Source organism: Streptomyces caniferus, from assembly GCF_009811555.1.
GTDB classification, from domain to species: domain Bacteria; phylum Actinomycetota; class Actinomycetes; order Streptomycetales; family Streptomycetaceae; genus Streptomyces; species Streptomyces caniferus.
In genome coordinates, this window is the sequence record NZ_BLIN01000005.1 from 3,624,188 (window position 1) to 3,647,387 (window position 23,200).

The window sequence follows — 23,200 nt, forward strand, 5'->3', positions numbered from 1 at the left end:
GGCGCGGACCTCACTTGCGGTGGTGCTGGAAGGGGTGCAGCAGGTCGGAGAGGTGCCAGTGGTGGCGTCCGGGGTCCTCGGCGGTGCTGCCGGCGCGGTCCGGGCCGGCCCCGGGGGCCGCCTCCTTCTTCCGCTCGCTGCCGTGCTGGCGCTGATGCATGCTCGCGATCGCGTCGGAGACCATCGAGACCTGGCCGGAGCGCATGATGCGTACGACGTTGCTGCCGCAGTTCAGGCAGGTGGGGCAGGTCAACGGGGACGGGACCCGCTCGCCGTCCGCGTAGTAGACGACATGCGTCTCGCCCTTGCCGTCGACCTGGTGGACTATCTCGTACGCCTGCTCCCAGCCGTGGCCGCACCTCATGCAGGCGAAGGCGTAGGCCTCGTGCGCGGCGGCGTCGGGCCGGGGGACGGGGTGGTCTCCGCTGGTGGTGACTCCAGTGGTCTTTGCGATCTCGCTCATGTGCGCGCTCCTCTTGTCCGCTGGACAAGGTCTTCGGGAACCGTTCGTCCCTCGTCCAGTGGACGCCTTCGGCGCGCACAATGCAGCCCATCGCCGACGCTATTGGCCCAGATTTGGCCGACGGTAGGACAATCACCTCAACGCGCCGACCTGCGCTTTACCTTTCCGGTCCGCCGTTTACCTTCTGATGAGTCGCTTTTCGCCCGGCGGCGCGCATCAATTCCCGACGGCGTTCTACGACGGGTCCTTCGCCGCGCTCTTCGAGGAGTCCTTCGCCGCGTTCTTCGCCGCGACCACCGCGTCGAAGACCTCCCGCTTCGGCAGCCCGGCGTCCGCGGCGACCGCGGCGATGGCCTCCTTGCGGCGCTCCCCGGCCTCCTCGCGGACCTGCACCCGGCGCACCAGCTCGCCGGCGTCCAGATCCTGCGGCCCGCTCTCCGGGGCACCCTCGACGACGATGGTGATCTCGCCGCGCACCCCCTCGGCCGCCCAGGGCACGAGGTCGCCCAGCGGCCCCCGCTTGACCTCCTCGTACGTCTTGGTCAGCTCCCGGCACACCGCGGCGCGCCGGTCGGCACCGAAGATCTCGGCCATCGCGGCGAGGGTGTCGTCGAGGCGGTGCGGCGCCTCGAAGTAGACGAGGGTACGCCGCTCGTCGGCGACCTCGCGCAGCCGGGTGCGCCGCTCGCCGCCCTTGCGGGGCAGGAACCCCTCGAAGCAGAAGCGGTCCACCGGCAGACCGGAGACGGCGAGCGCGGTGAGCACCGCGCTGGGGCCCGGTACGGCGGTGACCTTGATGTCCCGCTCGACCGCCGCGGCGACCAGCCGGTAGCCGGGGTCGGAGACCGAGGGCATTCCCGCGTCCGTGACCAGCAGCACCCGGGCCCCGCCGGCCAGCGCATCGGCCAGCTCGGGCGTCCTGGCCGCCTCGTTGCCCTCGAAGTACGACACGACCCGCCCGGTGGGCTGGACCTGAAGCGCCTGGGTCAGCCGGCGCAGCCGCCGGGTGTCCTCGGCGGCGATCACATCGGCGGCGGCCAGCTCGGCGGCGAGCCGCGGTGGCGCGTCCGCGATCTCCCCGATGGGCGTCCCTGCAAGTACCAGCGTTCCAGTCACCTCCCCATCCTCCCAGGAGGCCACCGCGCCCCGATCCGTCGGTATCGCACAGTGGCGCTCACCGCCGGTCCACAGGCGGCTTCCCTACGATGGGCCGGTGACGAGTGACACCACCGCGACCGACGCCGCCGCGCAGCACGCCCCGGAGCTGGGCGAGCGGCCCCCCGTGTGGCAGCGGCGGCTGCGCCGCTTCGGGTACCCCGTCCGCGCGCAGGCCGATGTCCGCGCGCGGCTGGTGCCCGCCTTCCCCGAGCCGAGCGGCCGCCTGTGGGCGGTCTTCGGCGCGGGCCCGGACGCCGCGGCCCGGCTGGCGCGCTGGTCGGGCTGGGCCGGTCCGCTGCTGGTGACGCTGTTCGCCGGGGTGCTGCGGTTCTGGAACCTCGGCAGCCCGCGGAAGGTGATATTCGACGAGACGTACTACCCCAAGGACGCCTGGTCGCTGCTGCAGTACGGCTACGAGGGCACCTGGGCCAAGAACGCCAATGACGCGCTGGTCGGGCATCCGCCGCAGCTCCTGCTGACGCCCGAGCACTCGTATGTCGTGCACCCGCCGATGGGCAAGTGGCTGATCGCACTCGGCGAGTGGGCGTTCGGGATGGACCCCTTCGGCTGGCGGTTCATGGTGGCGCTGCTCGGCACGCTGTCGGTGCTGCTGATCTGCCGGATCGGCCGCCGGCTGATGCGGTCGACGGCGCTGGGGTGTCTGGCGGGCGCCCTGCTGGCGGTGGACGGTCTGCACTTCGTGATGAGCCGGACCGCGCTGCTCGATCTGCTCGTGATGTTCTGGGTGGTGGCGGCGTTCGGCTGCCTGCTGGTGGACCGGGACCGTACCCGGGCCCGGCTGGCGGCGGCGCTGCCGCTCGACTCCGCGGGCGTGGCGCATCCGGACGACGGGGTCGGCGACCGGCTGCGGCTGGGATGGCGGCCGTGGCGGATCGCGGCCGGGCTGTGCCTGGGCCTGTCCGCCGCGACGAAGTGGAACGGCCTCTATTACCTCGCGGCGTTCGCCCTGATGGCGGTGCTGTGGGACGTCGCGGCGCGCCGTACGGCGGGCGCCCGGCGCCCGTTCCGCTCGACGCTGCGCCGGGACGTCCTGCCCGCCTTCGGGTCCACCGTCGTCCTCGCCCTCGCCACCTACCTCGCGTCGTGGTCGGGCTGGATCGCCACCAAGGGCGGCTACTACCGCGACTGGGCGACCACGCCGGACGGCCGGGCGGGCAGCTGGACCTGGCTGCCGGACTGGCTGCGCAGCCTGTGGCACTACCAGACCGAGGTCTACTCCTTCCACACCGGACTGACCACCCCGCACACCTATCAGTCCAACCCGTGGAGCTGGCTGGTCCTGGGCCGCCCGGTCTCGTACTTCTACGAGGACCCCAAGGCCGGCCAGGACGGCTGCACGGCGGCCGAGGGCTGCGCCCGCGAGGTGCTGGCGCTGGGCACCCCGCTGTTGTGGTGGGCGGCCTGCTTCGCGCTCCTCTACGTCCTCTACCGCTGGCTGTTCAAGCGGGACTGGCGGGCCGGGGCGATCGCCTGCGGGGTCGCGGCCGGTTATCTGCCGTGGTTCCTCTATCAGGAGCGGACCATCTTCCTCTTCTACGCGGTGGTGTTCGTCCCGTTCCTGTGTCTGGCGCTGGCGATGATGATCGGCGCGATCACCGGCCCGCCGGGCTCGACCGAGCGCCGCCGCACGATCGGCGCGGTCGGCGCCGGTGTCCTGGTTCTGCTGATCGTGTGGAATTTCATCTACTTCTACCCCCTCTACACGGGTATGCCGATTCCCAAGTCGGCCTGGCATCACCGGATGTGGTTCGACACCTGGGTGTAGCGGTCCGGCCGACGGGAGGCGTTCCGGCAGTAGTTCGACAAGTCTGTAACAGGTGCACAACAGCGCGTCACCGGACCGTGCCCTGATCGAGACTCAAGGCCTCCCCGTGTCCCTTAGAGTGCGAGGCACGTTCTTGTGTACGTATTCAAGGACGAGGCTCTTGGAGGGAATCGGTGGTATGCGCCGCGAGGTGAAGTACGGGCTGATCGGCGGATCGGCGGCCCTGGTGGCGGGAGTCGTGGGCGGCTTCACGCTGTTCGGCGGCTCGGACGAGTCCCCGCAGGAGGTCAGGTCGGCGGACGCCAAGTCGGGCGACCACAAGCCCAAGGTGGCGACCGGCCCCCTGTCGGCCAAGGAAGTCCGGACGACGACACAGGACTTCCTGACCGCCTGGCAGTCCGGCGACACGGACAAGGCGGCCGAGCTGACCGACGACCCGGAGACCTGCAAGCGCGCACTGGGTTCCTTCAGCAAGCAGGCACGGTTCTCGAAGGTGGCCCTGGAGCCGGGCACGCCCTCGGGCGACAAGGTGCCGTACACCGTGGCCGCGCAGATCGACTACAAGGGCGCCAAGGCGGCCTACTCGTACCGCACCACCACGACCGTGGAGCGCGACAAGACCACCGGCAAGCCGCGGATCGCCTGGCAGCCGACGATGCTGCACCCGGGGCTCGCCAAGGGCGACCAACTGCGGACGGGCGAGGCCGAGGCGCCGCCGATCAAGGCCGTGGACCGCAACGGCGCCGAGCTGACGCCCGAGGCGCATCCGGCGCTGGCCGGGGTGCTGGACAGCCTGCGCGACAAGTACGGCGACAAGACCGACGGCAAGCCCGGGGTGGAGCTGTTCATCCACCGCGCCAAGAGCGCCAAGCCCGCCGACCAGTTGCCCGACAAGACGCTGAAGGTGCTCTCCAAGGGAACGCCGGGCACCCTCAAGACCACCCTGGACGCCAAGATGCAGTCGGCGGCCGAACGGGCGGTCAAGGGCAAGAAGTCCGCCTCCGCGGCCGCGGTCAAGCCCAGCACCGGCGAGATCCTGGCGCTCGCCAACTCCCCGGAAAAGGGCTTCAACATGGCCACCCAGGGGTCGCTCGCCCCCGGCTCGACCATGAAGATCGTGACCTCGGCGATGCTGATGGACAAGGGCATGACCTCGCCGGGCAAGTCGCATCCGTGCCCCAAGTACGTGACCGTCGGCGGCTGGAAGTTCCAGAACCTCGACAAGTCCGAGATCAAGAACGGCACCTTCGCGCAGAGCTTCGCCGCGTCCTGCAACAACGCCTTCATCTCGCAGGCCAAGGACCTCAGCGACGACGACCTGACCAAGGAGGCCCGGGACGTCTTCGGCATCGGCCTCAACTGGCAGACCGGCATCCCCACCTTCGACGGCGCGGTGCCCGTCCAGCACGACGCGCAGATGGCGGCCTCGCTGATCGGCCAGGGCGGGGTGCGGATGAACCCGCTCAACGTCGCCTCGCTCTCCGCGACGGTCCGGGCCGGCTCCTTCCACCAGCCGTACATCGTCTCGCCGTCGCTGGACCACCGGACGCTCGCCAAGGCCGCCCGCACGATGAAGCCGTCCACTCTCAGCGGCCTCAAGTCGCTGATGAAGCTGACGGCGACCTCCGGTACGGCCGCCGAGGCGATGGCCGGGGTCAGCGGTGACATCGGCGCCAAGACCGGCTCCGCCGAGGTCGACAACCAGAAGAAGCCCAACGCCTGGTTCTCCGCCTACCGCGACGACGTCGCCGCGGCGGCCGTCGTCCCGGCGAGCGGCCACGGCGGCTCCAACGCGGGCCCGGTGGTCCGCGCCATCCTCACCGCCGGCTGACAGTGCGGGGCACCCGTCGGGGTGCCTCTCGTCTCATCGGCCGGATTCCGTTCGCATGGCCCGTACAGCTTTCGCTAGCGTGCGGGCCATGAGCGATTCCCGGTCCGGCACCACCCCGGAAACCACGCACTCCACGGCTCACCCCCGCTTCGCCGAAGCGCTCACCGAACTGGGCCTGACCGTCGAGGTCCGCAGCTTTCCCGAGGGCACCCGCACCGCCGCCGAGGCGGCCGCGGCCGTCGGCTGCGACCTCGCCCAGATCGTCAAGTCGCTGATCTTCACGGCGGACCGGGAGCCGGTCCTGGTGCTGGTGGACGGCGCCGCACGGGTGGACGTGGAACGGGTACGCGCGGAGCTCGGCGCCACCACGGTCGGGCGCGCCGACGCCGCCCTCGTCCGCGAGACCACCGGCTACGCCATCGGCGGCGTACCGCCCTTCGGCCACCGCACCCGCACCCGCGTGCTGGCCGACCGCGGACTGCTCGCGCACGACGCCGTCTGGGCCGCCGCCGGCACCCCGCACGCCGTCTTCCGGCTCGCCCCCGCGTCCCTGATCGAGCACGCCCGGGGCCGCGTCGTGGACGTACGCGAGCGCACCGCGTGACCCCGCTCGTCGTCGCGGCCGTCCTGATAGCCGCCATCACCCACGCCAGCTGGAACGCCATCGCCCACGGCATCCGCGACCAGCTCCTGGCCTTCACCCTGGTCGGCGGCGGCGGTGCGGTCTGCGGCCTCGCGATGGCCGCCGCCACCCCGCTGCCCGCCGCCGGCGCCTGGCCCTTCCTCCTGGCCTCCGCCGTGCTGCACATCGTCTACCAGGCCCTGCTCATGCAGTCGTTCCGCCTGGGCGAGTTCGGCCAGATGTACCCCATCGCCCGCGGTACCGCGCCGCTGGTCGTCACGGTCCTGGCCGCCGTCTTCGTCCACGAGGTCCCCAACGGCTGGGCACTGGCCGGCGTCGCCCTGGCCTCCGCCGGGCTGGTGGGCGTCGCCCTCTGGGGCATCCGCGGTTCGGGCACCAAGCCGCACTGGCCGGCCCTCGTCGCGGCCCTCGCCACCGGCCTGGCCATCGCCTCCTACACCACCGTCGACGGCCTCGGCGTCCGCGCCTCCGGCACCCCCCTCGGCTATATCGCCTGGCTGATGATCCTCGAAGGCATCGTCATCCCCGCCTACGCGCTCGCCACCCGCCGCCGCCGGCTCCTCACCGAGCTGCGCCCCATCGCCCTGCGCGGTCTGGCCGGCGGTGTGCTCTCCGTCTTCGCCTACGGCCTGGTCCTGTGGGCACAGACCCGCGCCCCCCTCGCCCCCATCGCCGCCCTGCGCGAGTCGTCCATCATCGTCGGCGCCGCCATCGGCGCCGTCTTCTTCAAGGAGCGCTTCGGCGCCCCCCGGATCGCCGCGGCCGGCCTGATGGTCATCGGCATCGGCCTGATGCTCCACACCGGCTGACCCGCCCCTCACTCCTCCCGCAACGCCCTGACCAGCTCCCCGTTGGCGACCAGCACCCCACCGTCCACCGGCAGGGTGACCCCGGTCACCCACGCGGCATCCGACGACGCCAGAAAGGCCACCGCCGCGGCGACGTCCTCCGGCCGCCCGACCCGCCCCAGCGGGTAGACCGCCGCCGCCCGCCGCAGCCCTTCCTCGTGCCCGGCCCAGTTGGGGGTGTCGACGGTCCCCGGCGCGACGAGGTTGACCCGTACGCCGCGCGGGGCGGCCCGGCCGGAGAGCGTACGGGTCAGGCTCGCCAGGCCCGCCTTGGCCGCGCTGTACGCGTGATTGCCGAAATCCTGGATGCCGTTGACGGACCCGATGTTGACGATCGCGCCGCGCCCGCCGGCCGCCGCCAGATGCGGCAGCGCGGCCCGCGCGCACCGGAAGGCGCCGCCGAGCGTGATGTCGAGATCCGCCGCCCAGTCCTCGTCCGGCTCGTCCTCGAACAACGGAGTGTCCGGATGGCACCGGCAGGCGTTGTTGACCAGCACGTCCAGCCCGCCGAACCGCGCGACCGCGCGGGCCACCGCCGCCTCCACGGCCGTCCGGCTCCCCACGTCGCACGCCATCGCTTCGGCCGACCCGTCGGCCTCGCGGATCCCCTCCGCGACCCGCTCGGCCCGCTCCCCGTCGAGATCCGTGACCAGCACCCGGGCCCCCTCCGCGGCCAGCCGCCGCCCGGTCGCCTCTCCGATGCCCCGCCCCGCGCCGGTGATCAGCACGCTGTATCCGTCGAACCGTCGCACGACCTTTTCACCCCATGTTGTCGGTGTGCCATGCAGTTTGCCGTGCCTCCCACGTTTTCGTCTGCGGCGCCGCTTTGCGTTTCGCCTCCGGCGGGGGTGGTGGTTGGGCGGGGCCGCCGTTTCACGTCTCGCCGTCCGGCGGGGTGGGCGGTGGTTGGGCGGGGGCCACCGTTTTGCCTCTCGCCGTCCGGCGGGGTGGGCGGTGGTTGGGCGGGGCCGCCGTTTCGCCTCTCGCCGTCCGGCGGGGTGGGTGGTGGTTGGGCGGGGCCGCCGTTTCGCCTCTCGCCGTCCGGCGGGGTGGGGTTTGGGCGGGGGCCGCGTTTGCTTTGTGGTGGGTGCCGGTGGTGGTCCTCCGGGGGTGGGTGTTCGGACTGCTTCGCTTTACGTCCGAACACCCACCCCCTCCGGCCCACCACCTCCCGCCCGGGACCGCGACCCCCGCCCGGTGGGGGGAAGGGTTCAAAAACCAGAAGCTCGGCCGCGCCGTGGCATGGCCGAGCTTCTGGTCTTTGGTTTTTCTCCTGCTCCCCCACAGGGGTGGGGCCCACAACTCACGGGAGGGGGCGGGGGCGGAGGGGTGGGTGTGTGGACGTAAAGCGAAGCAGTCCACACACCCACCCCGGAGCCCCCGCCACCGCAACCCACACACAGCGGGGGCCCCACCCCAAACACCACCCCACCGCCGAAGGCGCAACCACACCCAGCCGGGGCCTCACCCCAGACAACCAACCCCGCCCCCGCCGAAGGCGGGAAAGAACAACAGAAAGAAAAACGGCGGGACACCCGGCAACGTGGGAAGCCTCAGCACCGCGGCACGGCAACGTCGGAAACAGCCAAGAGCAACGCCTTCGCCCGAGGATCCGCCGTCACATTCCGCTGCATTCCGTTCGTGACGTAGCCGAACGCGAGCCCCGACTCCGGGTCGGCGCAGGCGAGGGCGCCTCCGCGGCCGGGGTGGCCGAAGGAGCCGGGGGCCAGGAGGGGGGAGGCCGGGCCGTGGAGCATGAAGCCCAGGCCGAAGCGGGTGTGGACGAGGAGGGTGCGGTCCAGGCCCGCGGACTCCTCGGTCCGGGCGAGGGTGAGCGTGGCGGGCGCGAAGAGCCGGGGGTGGCCGTCGACGGCGCCGATGAGCGCGGCGTAACAGCGGGCCAGGGAGCGGGCGGTGGCGATACCGGCGGAGGCGGGCAGCTCGGCGGCCCGGTAGGCGGGGTCGTTCTCGTCGGGCGCCGGGGAGATCGCGCCGAAGGCGCGACTGGTGAGCGAGTCCGGATCGGCGTACGCCGCGGCGACGGACTGCTTCGGGCGCACCCGCATCCCCGTCGCGGCGGACGTGACCGGCGGCTCGACGGGGGCCAGCCGTCCGACCCGGGACTGCTCCGCCTCCGGCAGGCCGATCCACAGGTCGAGGCCGAGCGGCCCGGCTATCTCCTCGGCGATCCAGCTGCCGAGGGAGCGGCCGGTGACCCGCGCCACCAGTTCGCCGATCAGCCAGCTGTAGGTCTGCGCGTGGTAGCCGTGGTCGGTGCCGGGCTCCCAGGCGGGGGCCTGGGCGGCGAGGGCGGCGGGGCCGCTGACGCCGTCGATGGCCTGGGCGGGGGTGAGCGGGGTGTCCAGGACCGGCAGCCCGGCGCGGTGCGAGAGCAGATGGCGGACGAGGACGCGTTCCTTGCCGGCGGCCTTGAACTCCGGCCAGTACGTGCCGACCGGCGCGTCGAGGTCGAGCTGTCCGCGCTGGTGGAGCAGCAGCGGGACGAGGGCGGCGATGCCCTTGGTGGCGGACCGGATCACCTGGGCCGTGCCGGCCTCCCAGGGCGCCGCGCCCGCGGCGTGCTTGCCGGCGTCCCCGTTCTTGGTGCCGCCCCACAGGTCCACTACCTTGCGCCCGTGCCGGTACACGGCGACCGCCGCGCCCCGCTCCCCGCGCCGCGCGAAGTTGGCCATGAAGGCGTCCCGGACCGGCTCGAAGCCGTCCTCGACCGTGCCCTGGACGTCCACCACTGATTCCTGCTTCCCACTCATCCGTCGCTCTGGTGACCCATCCATGGTGCAACGTGCGGATCAGTGCTGATGACCAGGACCGCAGCCCGTGGCGTTCGTCACACGCGCACGTGACGGTGGAACGGCGGGAAAGCCCCGGGGGCGGCTCAGTGCGGTACGTCCACCGAACGCGGGTCGAAACCGAAGGGCAGCTCGAGCCGGTGGGTGCGCATCAGTTCCTCGTCGCACAGCAGCTGCTGGGTGGTTCCGTCGGCCACGATCACGCCTCCGGAGAGCACGACGGACCGCGGGCACAGCTCCAGTGCGTAGGGCAGGTCGTGCGTGACCATCAGGACGGTGACGTCCAACGACCGTAGGATGTCGGCGAGTTCACGGCGGGAGGCCGGGTCGAGGTTGGACGACGGCTCGTCGAGGACCAGGATCTCCGGCCGCATCGCCAGCACCGTCGCGACGGCGACCCGGCGGCGCTGCCCGAAGGAGAGGTGGTGCGGGGGCCGGTCGGCGAAGGCCTCCATGCCGACCCGGGCGAGGGCTTCGGTGACCCTCTCCTCCAGTGCGTCGCCGCGCAGTCCCGCGGAGGCCGGACCGAAGGCGACGTCCTCGCGGACGGTGGGCATGAACAGCTGGTCGTCGGGGTCCTGGAAGACGATGCCGACCCGGCGGCGGATCTCCGCGAGGTGCTCCTTGGCGACCGGGAGGCCGGCGACCGCGACGGTGCCGGCGCCCGCTTCGAGGATGCCGTTGAGGTGCAGGACGAGGGTGGTCTTGCCGGCGCCGTTGGGCCCGAGCAGCGCGACCCGCTCGCCGCGGCCGACGGTCAGATCGACGCCGAAGAGCGCCTGGTGACCGTCGGGGTAGGCGTAGGCGAGCCGGGAGACGGCGAGGGAGGGGGCGGGTGCGGTGGTGCTCAAAGGGTCCATCCCAGGAGGCAGACGGCGAGCGCGGCGAGGGGGAGGGCGGCCGCGCGGGTCCATTGTGTGCGGGTGGCGGTGGTCTCGGCGATCTGGGGCATGGTGCCGGTGTAGCCGCGGCTGACCATGGCGAGGTGGACCCGCTCGCCGCGCTCGTAGGAGCGGATGAACAGTGCGCCGGCCGACTTGGCGAGCACGCCCCAGTGGCGGACGCCGCGCGCCTCGAAGCCGCGGGAGAGCCGGGCGATCCGCATCCGCCGCATCTCGTCGGCGATCACATCGCCGTAGCGGATCATGAAGGAGGCGATCTGGACGAGCAGCGGCGGCATTTTGAGCCGCTGCAGGCCCAGCAGGAGTTCGCGCAGTTCGGTGGTGGAGGCGAGGAGCACGGACGCGGCGACGCCCAGCGTCCCCTTGGCGAGGATGTTCCAGGCGCCCCACAGCCCGGACTCGCTCAGGCTCATCCCGAGGGCCTCGACGCGCGGCCCCTCGGCGACGAACGGCATCAGCAGGGCGAAGGCGACGAACGGCACCTCGATCAGCAGCCGCTTGAGCAGGAACCCGGCCGGGATCCGCGCGGCGCCGGCGACGGCCGCGATCAGCAGCGCGTAGAGCCCGAACGCCCAGACGGCCTCGCGTGGTGTGGAGACGACGACGAGGACGAAGCTGAAGACCGCGGCGATCTTGCAGTGCGCCGGCAGGGCGTGGACCGGTGAATGCCCGTGCCGGTACAGCTTGTGCGCATGGCCGGCGCCCATGTCAGACGTTCTCCGACGGGCGCTGGGCGCCCGCGTCCGGCCGCTCGCCGCTGCCGGCGTTCCGGCGGCGGCGCAGGACGACGAAGACGCCCGTGCCGACGGCCAGCGTCGCGCCGACCCCGATGACACCGGCGAGGCCGCCGGCCAGCCGCGGGTCGGTGATGTCCTTGACGCTGTAGTCGGCGAGCGGGGAGTCCTTGGCGGCGTGGTCCTCGGCCTTCGCGTCGATGCCCTGGTCGTGGGCGACCTTCTCCAGGCCGTCGGGGCTGGCGGAGGCGTAATAGCTGACGCCGCCCGCGCACACCAGGGCGGCGGCGAGCCCGGCGAGCCAGACGCGGCGGGCGGAGCGGCGCGGGGTGGCGGGGGCCGGGGCGACGGGGGCGGGGGCCGGTACGGGCTCGTCGGCGGGGGCGGCGAGCGGCGAGGTCCGCAGCTCCAGCGGCTGAGCCAGGCCGCGTGCGCCGTACACCAGGTCGGGACGCACGGCGATCACCGCGCCGACCGTCAGAGCGGTGATCGCCGCCTCGCCGATCCCGATGAGGACGTGGACGCCCACCATGGCGGTGAAGACCTTGCCGATCGGTACGTCCGCGGTCCCGCCGAGCGCGTAGATCGCGGTGAAGGCCACCGCGGCGGCCGGCACCGACAGCAGCGCGGCGACGAACGAGGCCACGGTGATCGAGCGGCGCCGCCGGGGCAGCACCTTCACCAGCCCGCGGAACAGGGCGTACGCGACCACGGTCGTCACGATCGCCATATCGGTGATGTTGACGCCCAGCGCGGTCAGCCCGCCGTCGGCGAAGAGCACGCCCTGCATCAGCAGCACGACGGAGACGCACAGCACGCCGGTGTACGGGCCGACGAGTATCGCGGCCAGCGCACCGCCCAGCAGATGCCCGCTGGTGCCCGCCGCGACCGGGAAGTTCAGCATCTGCACGGCGAAGATGAACGCCGCGACCAGTCCGGCCAGCGGCGCCGTGCGCTCCGCGCCGGCCGCGCCGCCCGCGCCCGCACCCGCCAGCTCGCGCCGGGCGCCGCGCAGGCTGACCGCGACCGCGACGGCGGCGACCGCACCGGTCGCGGCCGACACCGGCGCATTGATGAATCCATCGGGTACGTGCATCTCAGACTTCTCCGCTTCAGGCTCTGCAACCCACCAATGGTGGTGCCTCCTGCAAATAACTTGCAAGAGCGCCCATGATGCGAAACGGCCGCGGCGCGCGCAAAGGCGGGTCCCACCTGCACGCCCCTCCCCCAGGGGAACATGCACACGGATGAGGGCACGGAGCTCGCGCCGGGCCGCGCGATGCGCTCCGGCCCGGCGCGGTCCGTCAGACGCGCACCGTCTCGCGTGCGGCGTTCTCGTCCGGCCCCTCGGTGGTGCCGGTGCCGGTGCCGGAACCGCCGCCGCTGCCAGTGCCGCTGTCGCCGCCCCCGTCCCCGAGCTGCGTACGCAGCCCCTCCCCCTCGACATCCACATTCGGCAGGACCTTCTGGAGCCACCGCGGGAGCCACCAGGCGGAGCGGCCCAGCAGCGCCAGGACCGCGGGGACGACGGCCATGCGGACGAGGAAGGCGTCGAAGAAGACGGCGACGGCGAGGCCGAAGCCGATCATCTTGATCATCGAGTCGGAGGAGCCGATGAAGCCCGCGAAGACGCTGATCATGATGACCGCGGCGGCGGTGACCACGCGCGCGCCGTGCCGGAAGCCGGTGACCACGGCCTCGCCAGGCCGCTCACCGTGGACGAAGGCCTCGCGCATCCGCGTGACGAGGAAGACCTCGTAGTCCATCGCCAGACCGAAGACCACACCCACCATGAAGATCGGCATCATGCTCATGATCGGGCCGGTCTGCTCGACTCCGAACACGTCGGCCAGCCAGCCCCATTGGAAGACCGCGACGACCGCACCGAGCGCCGCCACCACCGAGAGCAGGAAGCCGAGCGCCGCCTTGAGCGGGACGAGCACCGAGCGGAAGACCACCATCAGGAGCAGGAAGGCCAGGCCGACGACCAGTGCCAGATAGGGCAGCAGCGCGTCGTTCAGCTTCTGCGAGACATCGACGTTCATCGCGGTGGTGCCGGTGACCAGGGTCTTCGCCCCGGTGTCGTCGGCGATACCGCTCGCCGTGGACCGGATGTGATGCACCAGGTCCTCGGTTTCGAGGCTGCTGGGCTTGGACTTCGGGACGACGTTCAGCAGCGCGGTGTCGCCGGCCTTGTTGAAGGTGGGCGGGGTGACCACGGCGACGTCGTCCAGCCGGCCGACCTCCTTCGCCACCCGTGCGGCGGCGGACTTGGTGCTCTGCCCGGCGTGGGCGTCCCGGCCGTCGACGACCAGCATCAGCGGGCCGTTGAAGCCGGGCCCGAAGCCGTCGGACAGCAGGTCGTACGCCTTGCGCTGGGTGGTGTGGGTGGGCTGCGAGCCGTCGTCCGGCAGGCCCAGCTCCAGTGAGGACGCGGGAATCGCGACGACGCCGAGGCCGACCACGGACGCGAGGAGGACGGCGACGGGGCGGCGCAGCACGAACCGCGCCCAGCGGGTGCCCATGTTGGGCCGCTCCCCGGTACCGGCGTGCCGGCCGTGCGCCTCGTCGGCCTCGCTCCCCTTGCGGGCCTTGCGCGCCTTGCGGGGCAGCACCCGCGCCCCGGCGAAGCCCAGCAGCGCCGGGATCAGGGTCAGCGCGATCAGTACGGCGATGACGACGGTGCCGGCCGCGGCCAGACCCATCTTCGTCAGCATCGGGATGTTGACGACGGCGAGGCCGACCAGTGCGATCACCACGGTCAGCCCGGCGAAGACGACCGCGGAGCCCGCGGTGCCCACCGCGCGTCCGGCGGCCTCCTCGCGCTCGCTGCCCTCGGTGATCTCGGCGCGGTAGCGGGAGACGATGAACAGGGCGTAGTCGATGCCGACGGCGAGGCCGATCATCGTGGCCAGCGTCGAGGTGGTGCTGGAGAGGTCGAGCGCACTGCTCAGCGCGGTGATGGTGCAGACGCCGATGCCGACGCCGATCAGCGCGGTCAGCAGCGGCAGTCCGGCCGCGATCAGCGCGCCGAAGGTGATGACGAGGACCACCGCGGAGATCGCGATGCCGATGACCTCGGTGGCGCCGGTCTCGGGGATGGCCTGCAGGGCGTTGCCGCCGGTCTCGACGGTCAGCCCGGCGTGCTGGGCGTCCTCGGCCGCGTCCTCCAGGGCGTCCTTGGAGGCGTCGGTCAGCTCGAAGCCGGTGACCTTGTAGGAGACCTGGGCGTAGGCGGTGCGGCCGTCCTTGCTGAGGGCCTTGGCGGCGTACGGGTCGGCGACCCGGTCGACCTGCGAGGAGCCGGACTGCAGGGCGTGGACGGTGCGTTCGACGGCCGCCTTGTTCGCCGGGTCCTTCATCGACTCGCCCGCGGGGGCCTTGAAGACCACCCGGGCCGTGGCGCCGTCGGCGTTCGTGCCGGGGAAACGCTGGTCGAGGAGGTCGAAGGCGCGCTGGGCCTCCGTGCCGGGGATCGAGAAGGAGTCGGCGGCGGGTGCGGCGGCGGTGGCGGCCCCGACGCCGGCCACGGCCAGCAGGGCGACCCATATCAGGGCGACGAAGCGACGCCGCCGGAAGGCGAAGCGTCCGAGTTTGTAGAGGAAAGTGGCCACGAGACCGAGTGCTCCCGTCGGATGAGGGACGTGCAGAGGCGTGCGCCATCGCCCCGGCGACGAGAGCGGCGTTCCGGGTACGAGGGCTCGGACGAAGGGGAGTCGGGCGGGGTGGGTCAGACGCCGAGGGCGGGGAAAACCACGGCGTCGAGATAGGAGGAGAGGAACGCGGCGTCGGCGCTGCGGTCCTCGATGAGCTGCCGGGCGATGAGCGCACCGACGATCATGTGCGGGGCGAATTCGAGCGCGGGACAGTCGGCCGCGATCTCGCCGCGGTCGATGGCCCGCTTCAGCATCGCGTTCAGTCCGGTCACCTCGGGGTCGAGGAGGACTTCACGGAGGGCCTGGTGCAGATCGGGGTTGCCGTGGATGGCCATCCCCAGGCCCCGCATCAGGGCCGCGTCCTTCTCGACCTGCCCCTCGTCGTCGGCCCGGCGCACCAGCTCGGCGAAGTCGCCGCGCAGGCTGCCGGTGTCGATGTCCGCGGTGCTGACCGGCTTGCAGTGCCGCAACGCCCTGGCCACCAGCTCCGGCTTGCCCTGCCACTGGCGGTAGAGGGTGGCCTTGCTGGAGCGGGTACGGGCGGCGACGGCGTCCATGGTCAGCGCGTCATAGCCGACCTCGCGGAGCAGATCGAGCACGGCGTTGAAGAGCTCGGTCTCCCGCTCGGGCGTCAGCCGACTGCGTCCCATGGCAATGCACCTCTCGATCGGACCGTACGAACGCGGCCACCTTACCGGCGGACGTGAACGAAACCGTTTCGTACACTTCGAAGCTACCGCCCGCCTGAGCGAAACGGAACCGTTTCGCTTGTGGTCTGCGTCACCCGACCGACTTGCCGCCGCACCCCCGTCCCGAAACGATGGGTGGGTGAGCGATGCACCCGAGGCCGTCGGGCCGCGCCCCGAACCCCTCGCCGCCGAGCCGCCCGACCTGCCGGGCCGCGGGCCGGGACCGCCCGGCGCCGCGTATCTGCGCTATCCGCATCTGCACGGCGACCTGCTCTGCTTCGCCGCCGAGGACGACCTCTGGATCGCCCCGGTCGCCCCGGACGGCGAGGAGCCCGGCCGTGCCTGGCGGCTGACCGTGGACCGTACCCGGGTCGGCCACCCCCGCTTCTCCCCCGACGGGGCGCACATCGCGTTCACCACCTGGCGCAGCCTCGACCCGGAGGTCCACCTCGCGCCGGTCGACGGCGGCCCGGCCCGCCGGCTGACGTACTGGGGCAGCACCGACGCCCGGGTCTGCGGCTGGACACCACCCGACCACGAGGGCCAGGCGCACGTCCTCGCGGTCTCCTCGCACGGCCAGCCGTTCTCGTACTACTCGTGGGCCTACAGCGTGCCCACCGACGGCAGCCCCGGCGGCCAACTGCCCTGGGGGCCGGTCTCCGACATCGCGGTCGCCGACGTCGAAGGCGAGCGCCGCACCCTGCTGCTCAGCGGGAAGCCGCCGCACGAGCCCGCCTCCTGGAAGCGCTACCGGGGCGGCGCGATGGGCCGGATGTGGCTGCACGGCACCCGGCTGATGCCGGACCTGTACGGGCACCTCGACTCGGTGATGTTCGTCGGCGGCCGGGTCGCGTTCCTCTCCGACCACGAGGGCATCGGCAACGTCTACTCCTGCCTTCCCGACAGCACCGATCTGCGCCGGCACACCGACCACGCCGACTTCTATGCCCGGCACGCCTCCAGCGACGGTTCACGGATCGTCTACCAGTGCGCCGGTGACCTCTGGCTGATCGACGACCTGGGACCGGACGCCGTACCGCGCAAGCTGGCCGTGCGGCTGGGCGGTCCGCGGGCCGGGCGGCGGACCTACCAGGTCCCGGCCGCCTCGCACGTCACCGGGCTCGCGGTGGACACCACCGGGCGGGCCAGTGCGGTCGGCGTCCGCGGCAGCCTGTACTGGCTCACCCATCGCGACGGTCCGGCCCGCACGATCCACGACACCCCGGGCGTACGGGTCCGGCTCCCCGAAATGCTGGGCTCCACCGGCCGGATCGCCTACCTCACCGATGCCGACGGCGAGGACGCCATCGAGATCACCAACCTGCCGCGGGCCGGCGCCCCGGGCGAACCGCGCCGGCTGGCCGCCGGCGAGCTGGGCCGGGTCCACGAGATGACCTCCGCACCGGACGGGGAACGGCTGGCGGTGGCCTCGCACGACGGACGGCTGCTGCTGGTGGACGTGGCCCGGCCGGAGGAGGGTGCGGGCGAGGAAGAGACGGCCGCCGGCGTCACCGAGCTGGTCCGCTCCACCAACGGCCCGGTCCGCGACCTGGCGTTCTCCCCCGACTCGCGCTGGCTGACCTGGTCGCACCCCGGCATCGGCCGTACGCTGCGGCAGATCAGGATGGCCCGGCTGTCCGACGGGCACATCGTGGACGTCACCAACGGCCGCTTCGAGGACGAGCAGCCGGTGTTCACCCGCGACGGCCGCTATCTGGCGTTCCTGTCCTGGCGCGGCTTCGACCCGGTCTACGACGTGCACACCGGCGATCTGTCGTTCCCGCTGGGCTGCCGCCCCTACCTCGTACCGCTGTCGTCGGCGACCCCCTCCCCCTTCGCGCTGTCGCCGGAGGGGCGGCCGGCCGCGGGCGGTCTGGACCCGGACGAGATTCCGCCGCCGTCGGACGAGGGGCCCGTACTGGTCGAGGTGGAGGGGCTGGAGAACCGCGTCACCCCGTTCCCGGTGGCGGCGTCCAAGTACTCCTCCCTGGAGCCGGTCAGCGGCGGCGGGCTGGTCTGGCTGCGCTGGCCGATCTCCGGCGCGCTGGGCGAGACGTTCGCCAACCCGGCCGACACCTCGGGCCGGCCCACCCTCGAACACTTCGACCTGACCAAGGCGCGGCGCACCGAACTCACCAGCTCGCTGGACGGGTTCGCGCTCAGCGGCGACGGCACACGGCTGGTCGTCAACGACGAGGGCGAACTGCGCGCGGTGCCCGCGACCGAGACGCCGGACAGCGATTCGACGGTCTTCCTGGACCTGCGGCGCATCCTGCACGACGTCGATCCGGTGGCGGAGTGGCGCCAGGCGTTCGACGAGGCGGGCCGGATCGCCCGGACCTACTTCTGGGATCCGCGGATGTGCGGCATCGACTGGGACGCGGTGCTCGCGCAGTACCGGCCGCTGCTCGAACGGGTCGCCTCCCCCGACGAGTTCGCCGATCTGCTGCGCGAGGTGATGGGCGAACTGGGCACCTCGCACGCCTATGTCGTGGGCGCCCGGCGCAACGAGGGCCCGCCGCACTACCAGCGCGCCATGGGCCTGCTCGGCGCCAACCTCGTATGCCGCGAGGGCCGTTGGGTGCTCACCCGGATCCTGCCCGGCGAGTCCTCGGACTCCAAGGCCCGCTCCCCGCTGGCCGGTACCGGCATCCGTGAGGGTGCGGCGCTCACCCATGTCGACGGCCGCCGGGTGGACCCGGTGACCGGCCCCTATCCGCTGCTGGCCGCGGCCGGCGGCACGACCGTGGAGCTCACCTTCTCCCCGCCGGAGGGCGAGGGCCCGCCGCGCCGGGTCGCGGTGGTCCCGCTGGTCGACGAACGGCCGCTGCGCTACCAGGACTGGGTGGCCAAACGCCGGGCGGTGGTACGGGAGCTGAGCGGCGGACGGTGCGGCTACCTGCACATCCCCGACATGGGCGGCTCCGGCTGGGCGCAGTTCAACCGCGATCTGCGGATGGAGGTCTCCCGGCCCGCGCTGATCGTGGACGTCCGGGGCAACGCGGGCGGCAACATCTCCGAGCTGGTGATCGAGAAGCTCACCCGCACGATCATGGGCTGGGACCTGACCCGCGACGCCGAGCCCGTCTCGTACACCAGCAACGCCCCGCGCGGCCCGGTCGTGGCGGTCGCCGACGAGATGACCTCGTCCGACGGCGACATGATCACCGCGGCCTTCAAACTGCTGGGCATCGGCCCGGTGGTGGGCATGCGCACCTGGGGCGGGGTGGTCGGGATGACCGGCCGGCACCGGCTCGCCGACGGGACCTCGATCACCGTCCCGATGAATGCCGCATGGTTCCGGCTCTACGGCTGGGGCGTGGAGAACCACGGCGTCGAGGTCGACATCGAGGCGCTGCGCTCGCCGCTGCACTGGGCCGAGGGCCGGCATCCACAGCTGGGCGTCGCGGTGCGCACGGTGCTGGAGCTGCTGGACCGGCATGCGGCGGCGACGCCTCCGGACCTGTCGGAGGTGCCGGACCTGCGGCGGCCCCCGCTGCCACCCCGGGACGAGGGCGAGGCGGAGGCGACCGGGGCCTGAACCAGCGGCCCGCCCGCCAGTTGGCGGTGCCGTCCCATGACGTGCACACCCTCTTCGCGAAGGCCGGGCAGCTCGGTCGGCCGACGAAGCCGAAGGTCGCCGGCCGACATGAGGTGGGGCGCCCCCGGTCGACCGGGGGCGCCCCGTCACGCATGGCGCGTACGTCGCCGCGCGTGAGGTTCAGGACGAGCCAATTCAGCTCTGGAAGCGGCCCTCGGCGGCGTCCATCGCGTCCTGGGCGGGCTGGCGGCCCTGCTGGCCACGCTCACGCGGCTGCTGGCCACGCTCCTGGCCGCCCTGACGGCGGTCCTGGTCCTGGCGCTGACCGCCGTGCTCACGGTCCTGGCGCTGCCCACCGCGCTCGTTGCCCTGCTCGCGAGCGTCGCTCCTGGCGCCCTGCGCCTGGTTCTTGAGCTCGTTGGCCTTGTCCTGGAACTGGTCCTTGATGCCCATGCTGTTCACTCCTAGTGGGGTGTAGGGGGGTTGGGCCCCGTTCAGCGTGACACGCCCGGACATTGCTCGCATTTCGATCACGGTTGACTACGCTCCGTGACACACAAGGTCCGCTCTCCGGCCGCTCGCCGACAGCTCGGCGGCAGCGCACCGGGCAGTTCCGGGGGGCGATTCAGGGCAGTTCACGGGCGGTTGCCGGGACGGCTGCCCGCCCCGTTCACCGGTCCGCCCGCGCCTTCTCGTCCGCCTCCCCGCCGGCGCCCACCAGCCCGACCCGCATGCCGTCCAGCCGGTCCCCGAACCGCCGCATCTCCCGCCGGCCCGCCGACCCGATGAGCGCGGGCAGATACCCGCGGAGCGACTGCATCCCGCGCAGCCACCACTGCCCGTAGACGTGGGCGGAACGCTGCTCGATGCCCGCGACGATCCGGTCGACGGCGGGGCCGAGCGGATAGGTCTTGTTCGCCGGCCACGGCAGCCTGGAGCGCAGTTCGCGCATGACGGCGTCCTGGTCGGCGCCGCGCACCATGTCGGTGTCGGTCCAGCTGAGGTAGCCCACCCCGACCCGTACGCCCCTGTGGCCGACCTCGGCGCGCAGGCTGTGCGCGAATGCCTCGACGCCCGACTTGGAGGCGCAGTAGGCGGTCATCATCGGCGCCGGGGTGATCGCGGCCAGCGAGGCTATCTGCAGGAAGTAGCCGCGGGACGCCATGAGGGCGGGGAGGAAGGCGCGGCCGGTGACCGCGCCGCCGATGAGGTTGACCTCGATGACCCGCCGCCAGGAGACCGGGTCGGAGTCGGCGAACGGGCCGCCGGTCGCCACCCCCGCATTGGCGACGACCACGTCGACCTTCCCGAAGCGGTCCTTGACCTCGCCCGCCACCCGGGCCATCGCCTCGTGGTCGGTGACATCGGCGTGCCAGTGGTGGGCCGGGCCGTGCAGCGAGGCCGCGACGCCCCGCAGTTCGTCCGGCTCCAGGCCGACCAGCGCCAGCGTCGCCCCGCGCGCCGACAGCTTCCGGGCCAGCAGCGCACCGACCCCACGGGCCGCGCCGGTGACGACGACGACCTGCCCCTCCAGGTTCCTGCTCGTCCTCATGCCGTCTTCTCCTTCTTCTGCCGTGCGGAGCGGGGGACTTCGGCGGCCGCGGCCTCCCCGGTGTCGGTGTCGGTGCCCGCCGGCCGCAGATGGTCCTCGACGAGCGCGCGCAGCCGGCCGGCGACCGCCGCGGGGTCCTCGATCGGCGTCATGTGTCCCAGGCCCGGCAGCTCGGTCAGACCGCGGCAGTCCGGCAGGACGGAGGCCAGCCGGCGGGCGTGCACGAGCGGGGTGAGGCGGTCGGCGGTGCCCGCGACGACCGCGGTCGGCAGCTCCAGCCTGCTTGCCCCGCCGGTCAGTTCGAGACCGGACAGCACCCTGCCCCAGCGGGCCCGCACCCCGGGCGGGCAGGCGTGCACGATGCGCGCACAGGCCTCGATCTGCTCGGCGGTGGCGCCGGGGCCCATGGTGGCGTACCTCAGGGCGCTCTTGGCGAGCGGCGAAACGGGGCCGAGCGGCGCCCGCGAGTGCAGCATCAGCCGGTGCGCGCGGCGGCGGCCCTGCGGGCTGCGCAGCGGGAACACCCGTGATTCGGCGGGCAGATCGGCGCTGCCGGTGCTGCACAGCAGCGCGGCGGCGGCCCGCTCGCGCAGCTGCGGCCGCTCGGCGGCGGCCATGATCGTCATGCCGCCCATGGAGTGGCCGCCCACCACGGCGCGTTCGCCCGGCCGCAGGGCCGCCTCCAGTACGGCCACCAGGTCGTCGGCGAGCGCATGGGTGCTGTGGCCCGCAGGGCCCGCGGCGGGGCTGCGGCCGTGGCCGCGCTGGTCGTAGAGGACGACCCGGTGATCGGCGGCCAGGTCGCGGACGACCGGCGCCCAGAAGGCGGTCGAGCAGGTCCAGCCGTGCGCCAGGACGACGGCCGGCGCGTCCTTCGGGCCGTGGACCTCGGCGTACAGCCGGGCGCCGTCGGCCGAGACGACGGGCAGCGTCGTATGCGGCACCGGCGGGGCGTACGGGCCGGTGGTGACATATCCGCGCCGGCGGCTCATGCGGCCACCTCCGTCCGGGGGCCGGCGGGCCGGTCCGCGGGCTTGCCGGCCGGTGGGCGCAGCACCGCGTACTCCGCGAGGTCGACCTGCCGGGTGACCTTCTTGAACTCCGCGGTCGTGCCCGGCCAGGCGGTGGTGTTGCGGCCGTTCTTGTCCAGATACCAGCTGTCGCAGCCGCCGGTGTTCCACACCGTGCGCGCCATCCGCTGCTGGATCCGGCGGTTCCACTCCTGTACGGCGGACGGCCGGGCGTCGAGGGCGATCTTCGGGCCGAGGACGTCCAGTTGGCGCATGAAGTCGGCGAGGTAGTTCAGCTGCGCCTCGATCATCAGGATCATCGAGCTGTTCCCGAGGCCGGTGTTGGGCCCGATGATGGTGAGGAAGTTGGGGAAGCCGGCCGCGCTGGCACCGCGCAGCGCGGACATGCCGTCCTTCCACTCCTCGGCCAGCGTCGTCCCGTGGGCGCCGGTCACCCGCTGTGCGATGGGCAGGTCCGTCACGTGGAAGCCGGTGCCGAAGACGATCGTGTCGGCCTCCACCTCGCTCCCGTCGGCCCCCACGAGCGTGCTGCCGCGGACCTCCTTCAGCCCGGCGGCGACCAGATCCACATTGGGCTGGGCCAGGGCCGGGTAATAGGTGTTGGAGAGCAGGATCCGCTTGCAGCCGATGCGGTAGTCGGGGGTCAGCGCGGCCCGCAGCACCGGGTCCTTGATGGCCTTCTTCATATGGTTGCGGGCCAGGAACTCGATCAGCCCCAGCTCGTCGGGGCGCTTGGTGAAGGCGCTGACCTGCATCTCCCTGATGCCCCAGAGCAGCCCGCGGCGCGCGGCCCGGGTCGCGGGAAACGTGCTGTGCAGCCATTTCTCGGCCGCGGTGATCTTGCGGTCGGCGCGCGGCAGCACCCACGGCGCGGTCCGCTGGAAGAGGGTGAGCCGCTCCACGTCCGGCTGGATGGCCGGCACGATCTGGATCGCCGAGGCGCCCGTACCGATCATGGCGACGCGCTTGCCGCGCAGGTCGTCGTCGTGGTCCCAGCGGGCGGAGTGCGAGACCTTGCCGGGGAAGGTGTCCAGCCCCGGGACGGCCGGGACCTTGGGGTCCGACAGCGGCCCGGTCGCGGAGACCACGACATCCGCGGTCAGCGGCCCGGCGGCGGTCTCCACCTCCCAGTGCAGCGCCTCGGTGTCCCAGCGCATGCTGAGCACTTCGGCACGGAAGCGGAGGTGGTCCCGCAGCCCGAAGGTGTCGGCGACCCGTTCCAGGTAGGCCCGGATGTGGGGCTGCCCGGAGAAGTTGCGCGGCCACTCGGGGTTCGGCGCGAAGGAGAAGGAGTACAGGTGCGAGGGCACATCGCACGCGCATCCCGGATAGGTGTTGTCCCGCCAGGTGCCGCCCACCGCGTCGGCCCGTTCCAGGATCACGAAGTCGGTGATCCCCTGGCGCCGCAGCCGGACGGCCGCGCCCAGACCACCGAAGCCCGATCCGATCACCGCAACCCGCACATGCCTGCGCTCGCGCTCGGCCATATAGCCGCCTCCCGGTTCGACGTACTCCACTGCCATCTTCGAGGCCGCGACGTCCGACACCACGACCGC

18 protein-coding genes are annotated in these 23,200 nt (G+C 72.6%); 5 read left to right on the forward strand and 13 right to left on the reverse strand.

The genetic code is table 11. The features are described 5' to 3' along the window. Positions 1 to 10: 10 nt before the first annotated feature. Positions 11 to 463 carry a hypothetical protein gene (locus tag Scani_RS32290; protein WP_159481286.1) on the reverse strand — a complete coding sequence of 151 codons (453 nt, stop codon included), beginning with the start codon at positions 461 to 463 and terminating at the stop codon, positions 11 to 13. Between the two features lie 234 nt (positions 464 to 697). After that, positions 698 to 1,579 (reverse strand): 16S rRNA (cytidine(1402)-2'-O)-methyltransferase, encoded by an 882-nt coding sequence (rsmI, locus tag Scani_RS32295; RefSeq protein WP_159481287.1) that lies wholly within the window; start codon positions 1,577 to 1,579, stop codon positions 698 to 700. Between the two features lie 97 nt (positions 1,580 to 1,676). Here rsmI and Scani_RS32300 point away from each other — a divergent pair, with 97 nt between their 5' ends. The 4 genes from Scani_RS32300 (at position 1,677) to Scani_RS32315 (ending at position 6,690) form a co-directional block, all read left to right on the forward strand. Further along, a complete protein-coding gene (locus Scani_RS32300; RefSeq protein WP_174872777.1) occupies positions 1,677 to 3,407 on the forward strand; it encodes a dolichyl-phosphate-mannose--protein mannosyltransferase in 1,731 nt (576 codons plus the stop codon). A gap of 178 nt (positions 3,408 to 3,585) precedes the next feature. Beyond that, complete coding sequence (locus Scani_RS32305) at positions 3,586 to 5,238, forward strand: penicillin-binding transpeptidase domain-containing protein (protein WP_159482499.1); 1,653 nt, start codon at positions 3,586 to 3,588, stop codon at positions 5,236 to 5,238. 88 nt (positions 5,239 to 5,326) lie between these two features. Beyond that, positions 5,327 to 5,842 (forward strand): YbaK/EbsC family protein, encoded by a 516-nt coding sequence (locus tag Scani_RS32310; protein WP_246296269.1) that lies wholly within the window; start codon positions 5,327 to 5,329, stop codon positions 5,840 to 5,842. Next, on the forward strand, positions 5,839 to 6,690 hold the full coding sequence (locus Scani_RS32315; RefSeq protein WP_159481289.1) for an EamA family transporter: 852 nt from the start codon (positions 5,839 to 5,841) through the stop codon (positions 6,688 to 6,690). The genes Scani_RS32310 and Scani_RS32315 overlap by 4 nt, the downstream gene beginning before the upstream one ends. 8 nt (positions 6,691 to 6,698) lie before the next feature. On the opposite strand, the gene Scani_RS32320 is transcribed toward Scani_RS32315, so the two are convergent. The 7 genes from Scani_RS32320 to Scani_RS32350 all read right to left on the reverse strand — a co-directional run bounded on the left by Scani_RS32320 (position 6,699) and on the right by Scani_RS32350 (position 15,481). Continuing rightward, a complete protein-coding gene (locus Scani_RS32320) occupies positions 6,699 to 7,481 on the reverse strand; it encodes an SDR family NAD(P)-dependent oxidoreductase (protein ID WP_159481290.1) in 783 nt (260 codons plus the stop codon). Positions 7,482 to 8,282: 801 nt separating this feature from the next. Then, the gene (locus Scani_RS32325) at positions 8,283 to 9,500 is read right to left on the reverse strand and encodes a serine hydrolase domain-containing protein (RefSeq protein WP_174872778.1); all 1,218 of its coding nucleotides are present in this window, start codon (positions 9,498 to 9,500) and stop codon (positions 8,283 to 8,285) included. A gap of 125 nt (positions 9,501 to 9,625) precedes the next feature. Next, a complete protein-coding gene (locus tag Scani_RS32330; protein WP_159481292.1) occupies positions 9,626 to 10,399 on the reverse strand; it encodes an energy-coupling factor ABC transporter ATP-binding protein in 774 nt (257 codons plus the stop codon). Further along, positions 10,387 to 11,148: a cobalt ECF transporter T component CbiQ gene (gene cbiQ / locus Scani_RS32335; RefSeq protein ID WP_159481293.1), complete on the reverse strand. Its 762-nt coding sequence runs from the start codon at positions 11,146 to 11,148 to the stop codon at positions 10,387 to 10,389. Before cbiQ ends, Scani_RS32330 begins: the two co-directional genes overlap by 13 nt. 1 nt (position 11,149) lies before the next feature. Continuing rightward, the gene (locus Scani_RS32340) at positions 11,150 to 12,271 is read right to left on the reverse strand and encodes an energy-coupling factor ABC transporter permease (protein ID WP_159481294.1); all 1,122 of its coding nucleotides are present in this window, start codon (positions 12,269 to 12,271) and stop codon (positions 11,150 to 11,152) included. Between the two features lie 208 nt (positions 12,272 to 12,479). Further along, a complete protein-coding gene (locus Scani_RS32345; RefSeq protein ID WP_159481295.1) occupies positions 12,480 to 14,789 on the reverse strand; it encodes an MMPL family transporter in 2,310 nt (769 codons plus the stop codon). Between the two features lie 116 nt (positions 14,790 to 14,905). Then, entirely contained in the window at positions 14,906 to 15,481 is a 576-nt protein-coding gene (locus tag Scani_RS32350) for a TetR/AcrR family transcriptional regulator (protein ID WP_159481296.1), read from the reverse strand. Between the two features lie 241 nt (positions 15,482 to 15,722). Between Scani_RS32350 and Scani_RS32355 the strand changes: the two genes are divergently transcribed. After that, entirely contained in the window at positions 15,723 to 19,061 is a 3,339-nt protein-coding gene (locus tag Scani_RS32355; RefSeq protein WP_159482500.1) for a S41 family peptidase, read from the forward strand. Positions 19,062 to 19,256: 195 nt separating this feature from the next. Here the strand turns inward: Scani_RS32355 and Scani_RS32360 are convergent, their stop codons facing one another. The 4 genes from Scani_RS32360 to Scani_RS32375 form a co-directional block, all read right to left on the reverse strand. Further along, positions 19,257 to 19,514, reverse strand: coding sequence for a hypothetical protein (locus tag Scani_RS32360; protein WP_159481297.1), 258 nt, complete (start codon positions 19,512 to 19,514; stop codon positions 19,257 to 19,259). Between the two features lie 217 nt (positions 19,515 to 19,731). Further along, entirely contained in the window at positions 19,732 to 20,613 is an 882-nt protein-coding gene (locus Scani_RS32365; RefSeq protein ID WP_159481298.1) for an SDR family oxidoreductase, read from the reverse strand. Then, positions 20,610 to 21,605, reverse strand: coding sequence for an alpha/beta fold hydrolase (locus tag Scani_RS32370; RefSeq protein WP_159481299.1), 996 nt, complete (start codon positions 21,603 to 21,605; stop codon positions 20,610 to 20,612). The genes Scani_RS32365 and Scani_RS32370 overlap by 4 nt, the downstream gene beginning before the upstream one ends. Beyond that, the gene (locus tag Scani_RS32375; protein ID WP_159482501.1) at positions 21,602 to 23,131 is read right to left on the reverse strand and encodes a flavin-containing monooxygenase; all 1,530 of its coding nucleotides are present in this window, start codon (positions 23,129 to 23,131) and stop codon (positions 21,602 to 21,604) included. Before Scani_RS32375 ends, Scani_RS32370 begins: the two co-directional genes overlap by 4 nt. Between the last annotated feature and the right edge of the window lie 69 nt (positions 23,132 to 23,200).

Coding starts and splice junctions, on each gene's coding strand:
- Scani_RS32340 (WP_159481294.1), bottom strand. CDS start 12,271: ATGCACGTACCCGATGGATTCATCAATGCGCCGGTGTCGGCCGCGACC.
- Scani_RS32365 (WP_159481298.1), bottom strand. CDS start 20,613: ATGAGGACGAGCAGGAACCTGGAGGGGCAGGTCGTCGTCGTCACCGGC.
- Scani_RS32305 (WP_159482499.1), top strand. CDS start 3,586: ATGCGCCGCGAGGTGAAGTACGGGCTGATCGGCGGATCGGCGGCCCTG.
- Scani_RS32330 (WP_159481292.1), bottom strand. CDS start 10,399: ATGGACCCTTTGAGCACCACCGCACCCGCCCCCTCCCTCGCCGTCTCC.
- Scani_RS32310 (WP_246296269.1), top strand. CDS start 5,327: ATGAGCGATTCCCGGTCCGGCACCACCCCGGAAACCACGCACTCCACG.
- Scani_RS32375 (WP_159482501.1), bottom strand. CDS start 23,131: ATGGCCGAGCGCGAGCGCAGGCATGTGCGGGTTGCGGTGATCGGATCG.
- Scani_RS32325 (WP_174872778.1), bottom strand. CDS start 9,500: ATGAGTGGGAAGCAGGAATCAGTGGTGGACGTCCAGGGCACGGTCGAG.
- Scani_RS32350 (WP_159481296.1), bottom strand. CDS start 15,481: ATGGGACGCAGTCGGCTGACGCCCGAGCGGGAGACCGAGCTCTTCAAC.
- cbiQ (WP_159481293.1), bottom strand. CDS start 11,148: ATGGGCGCCGGCCATGCGCACAAGCTGTACCGGCACGGGCATTCACCG.
- Scani_RS32290 (WP_159481286.1), bottom strand. CDS start 463: ATGAGCGAGATCGCAAAGACCACTGGAGTCACCACCAGCGGAGACCAC.
- Scani_RS32360 (WP_159481297.1), bottom strand. CDS start 19,514: ATGGGCATCAAGGACCAGTTCCAGGACAAGGCCAACGAGCTCAAGAAC.
- Scani_RS32370 (WP_159481299.1), bottom strand. CDS start 21,605: ATGAGCCGCCGGCGCGGATATGTCACCACCGGCCCGTACGCCCCGCCG.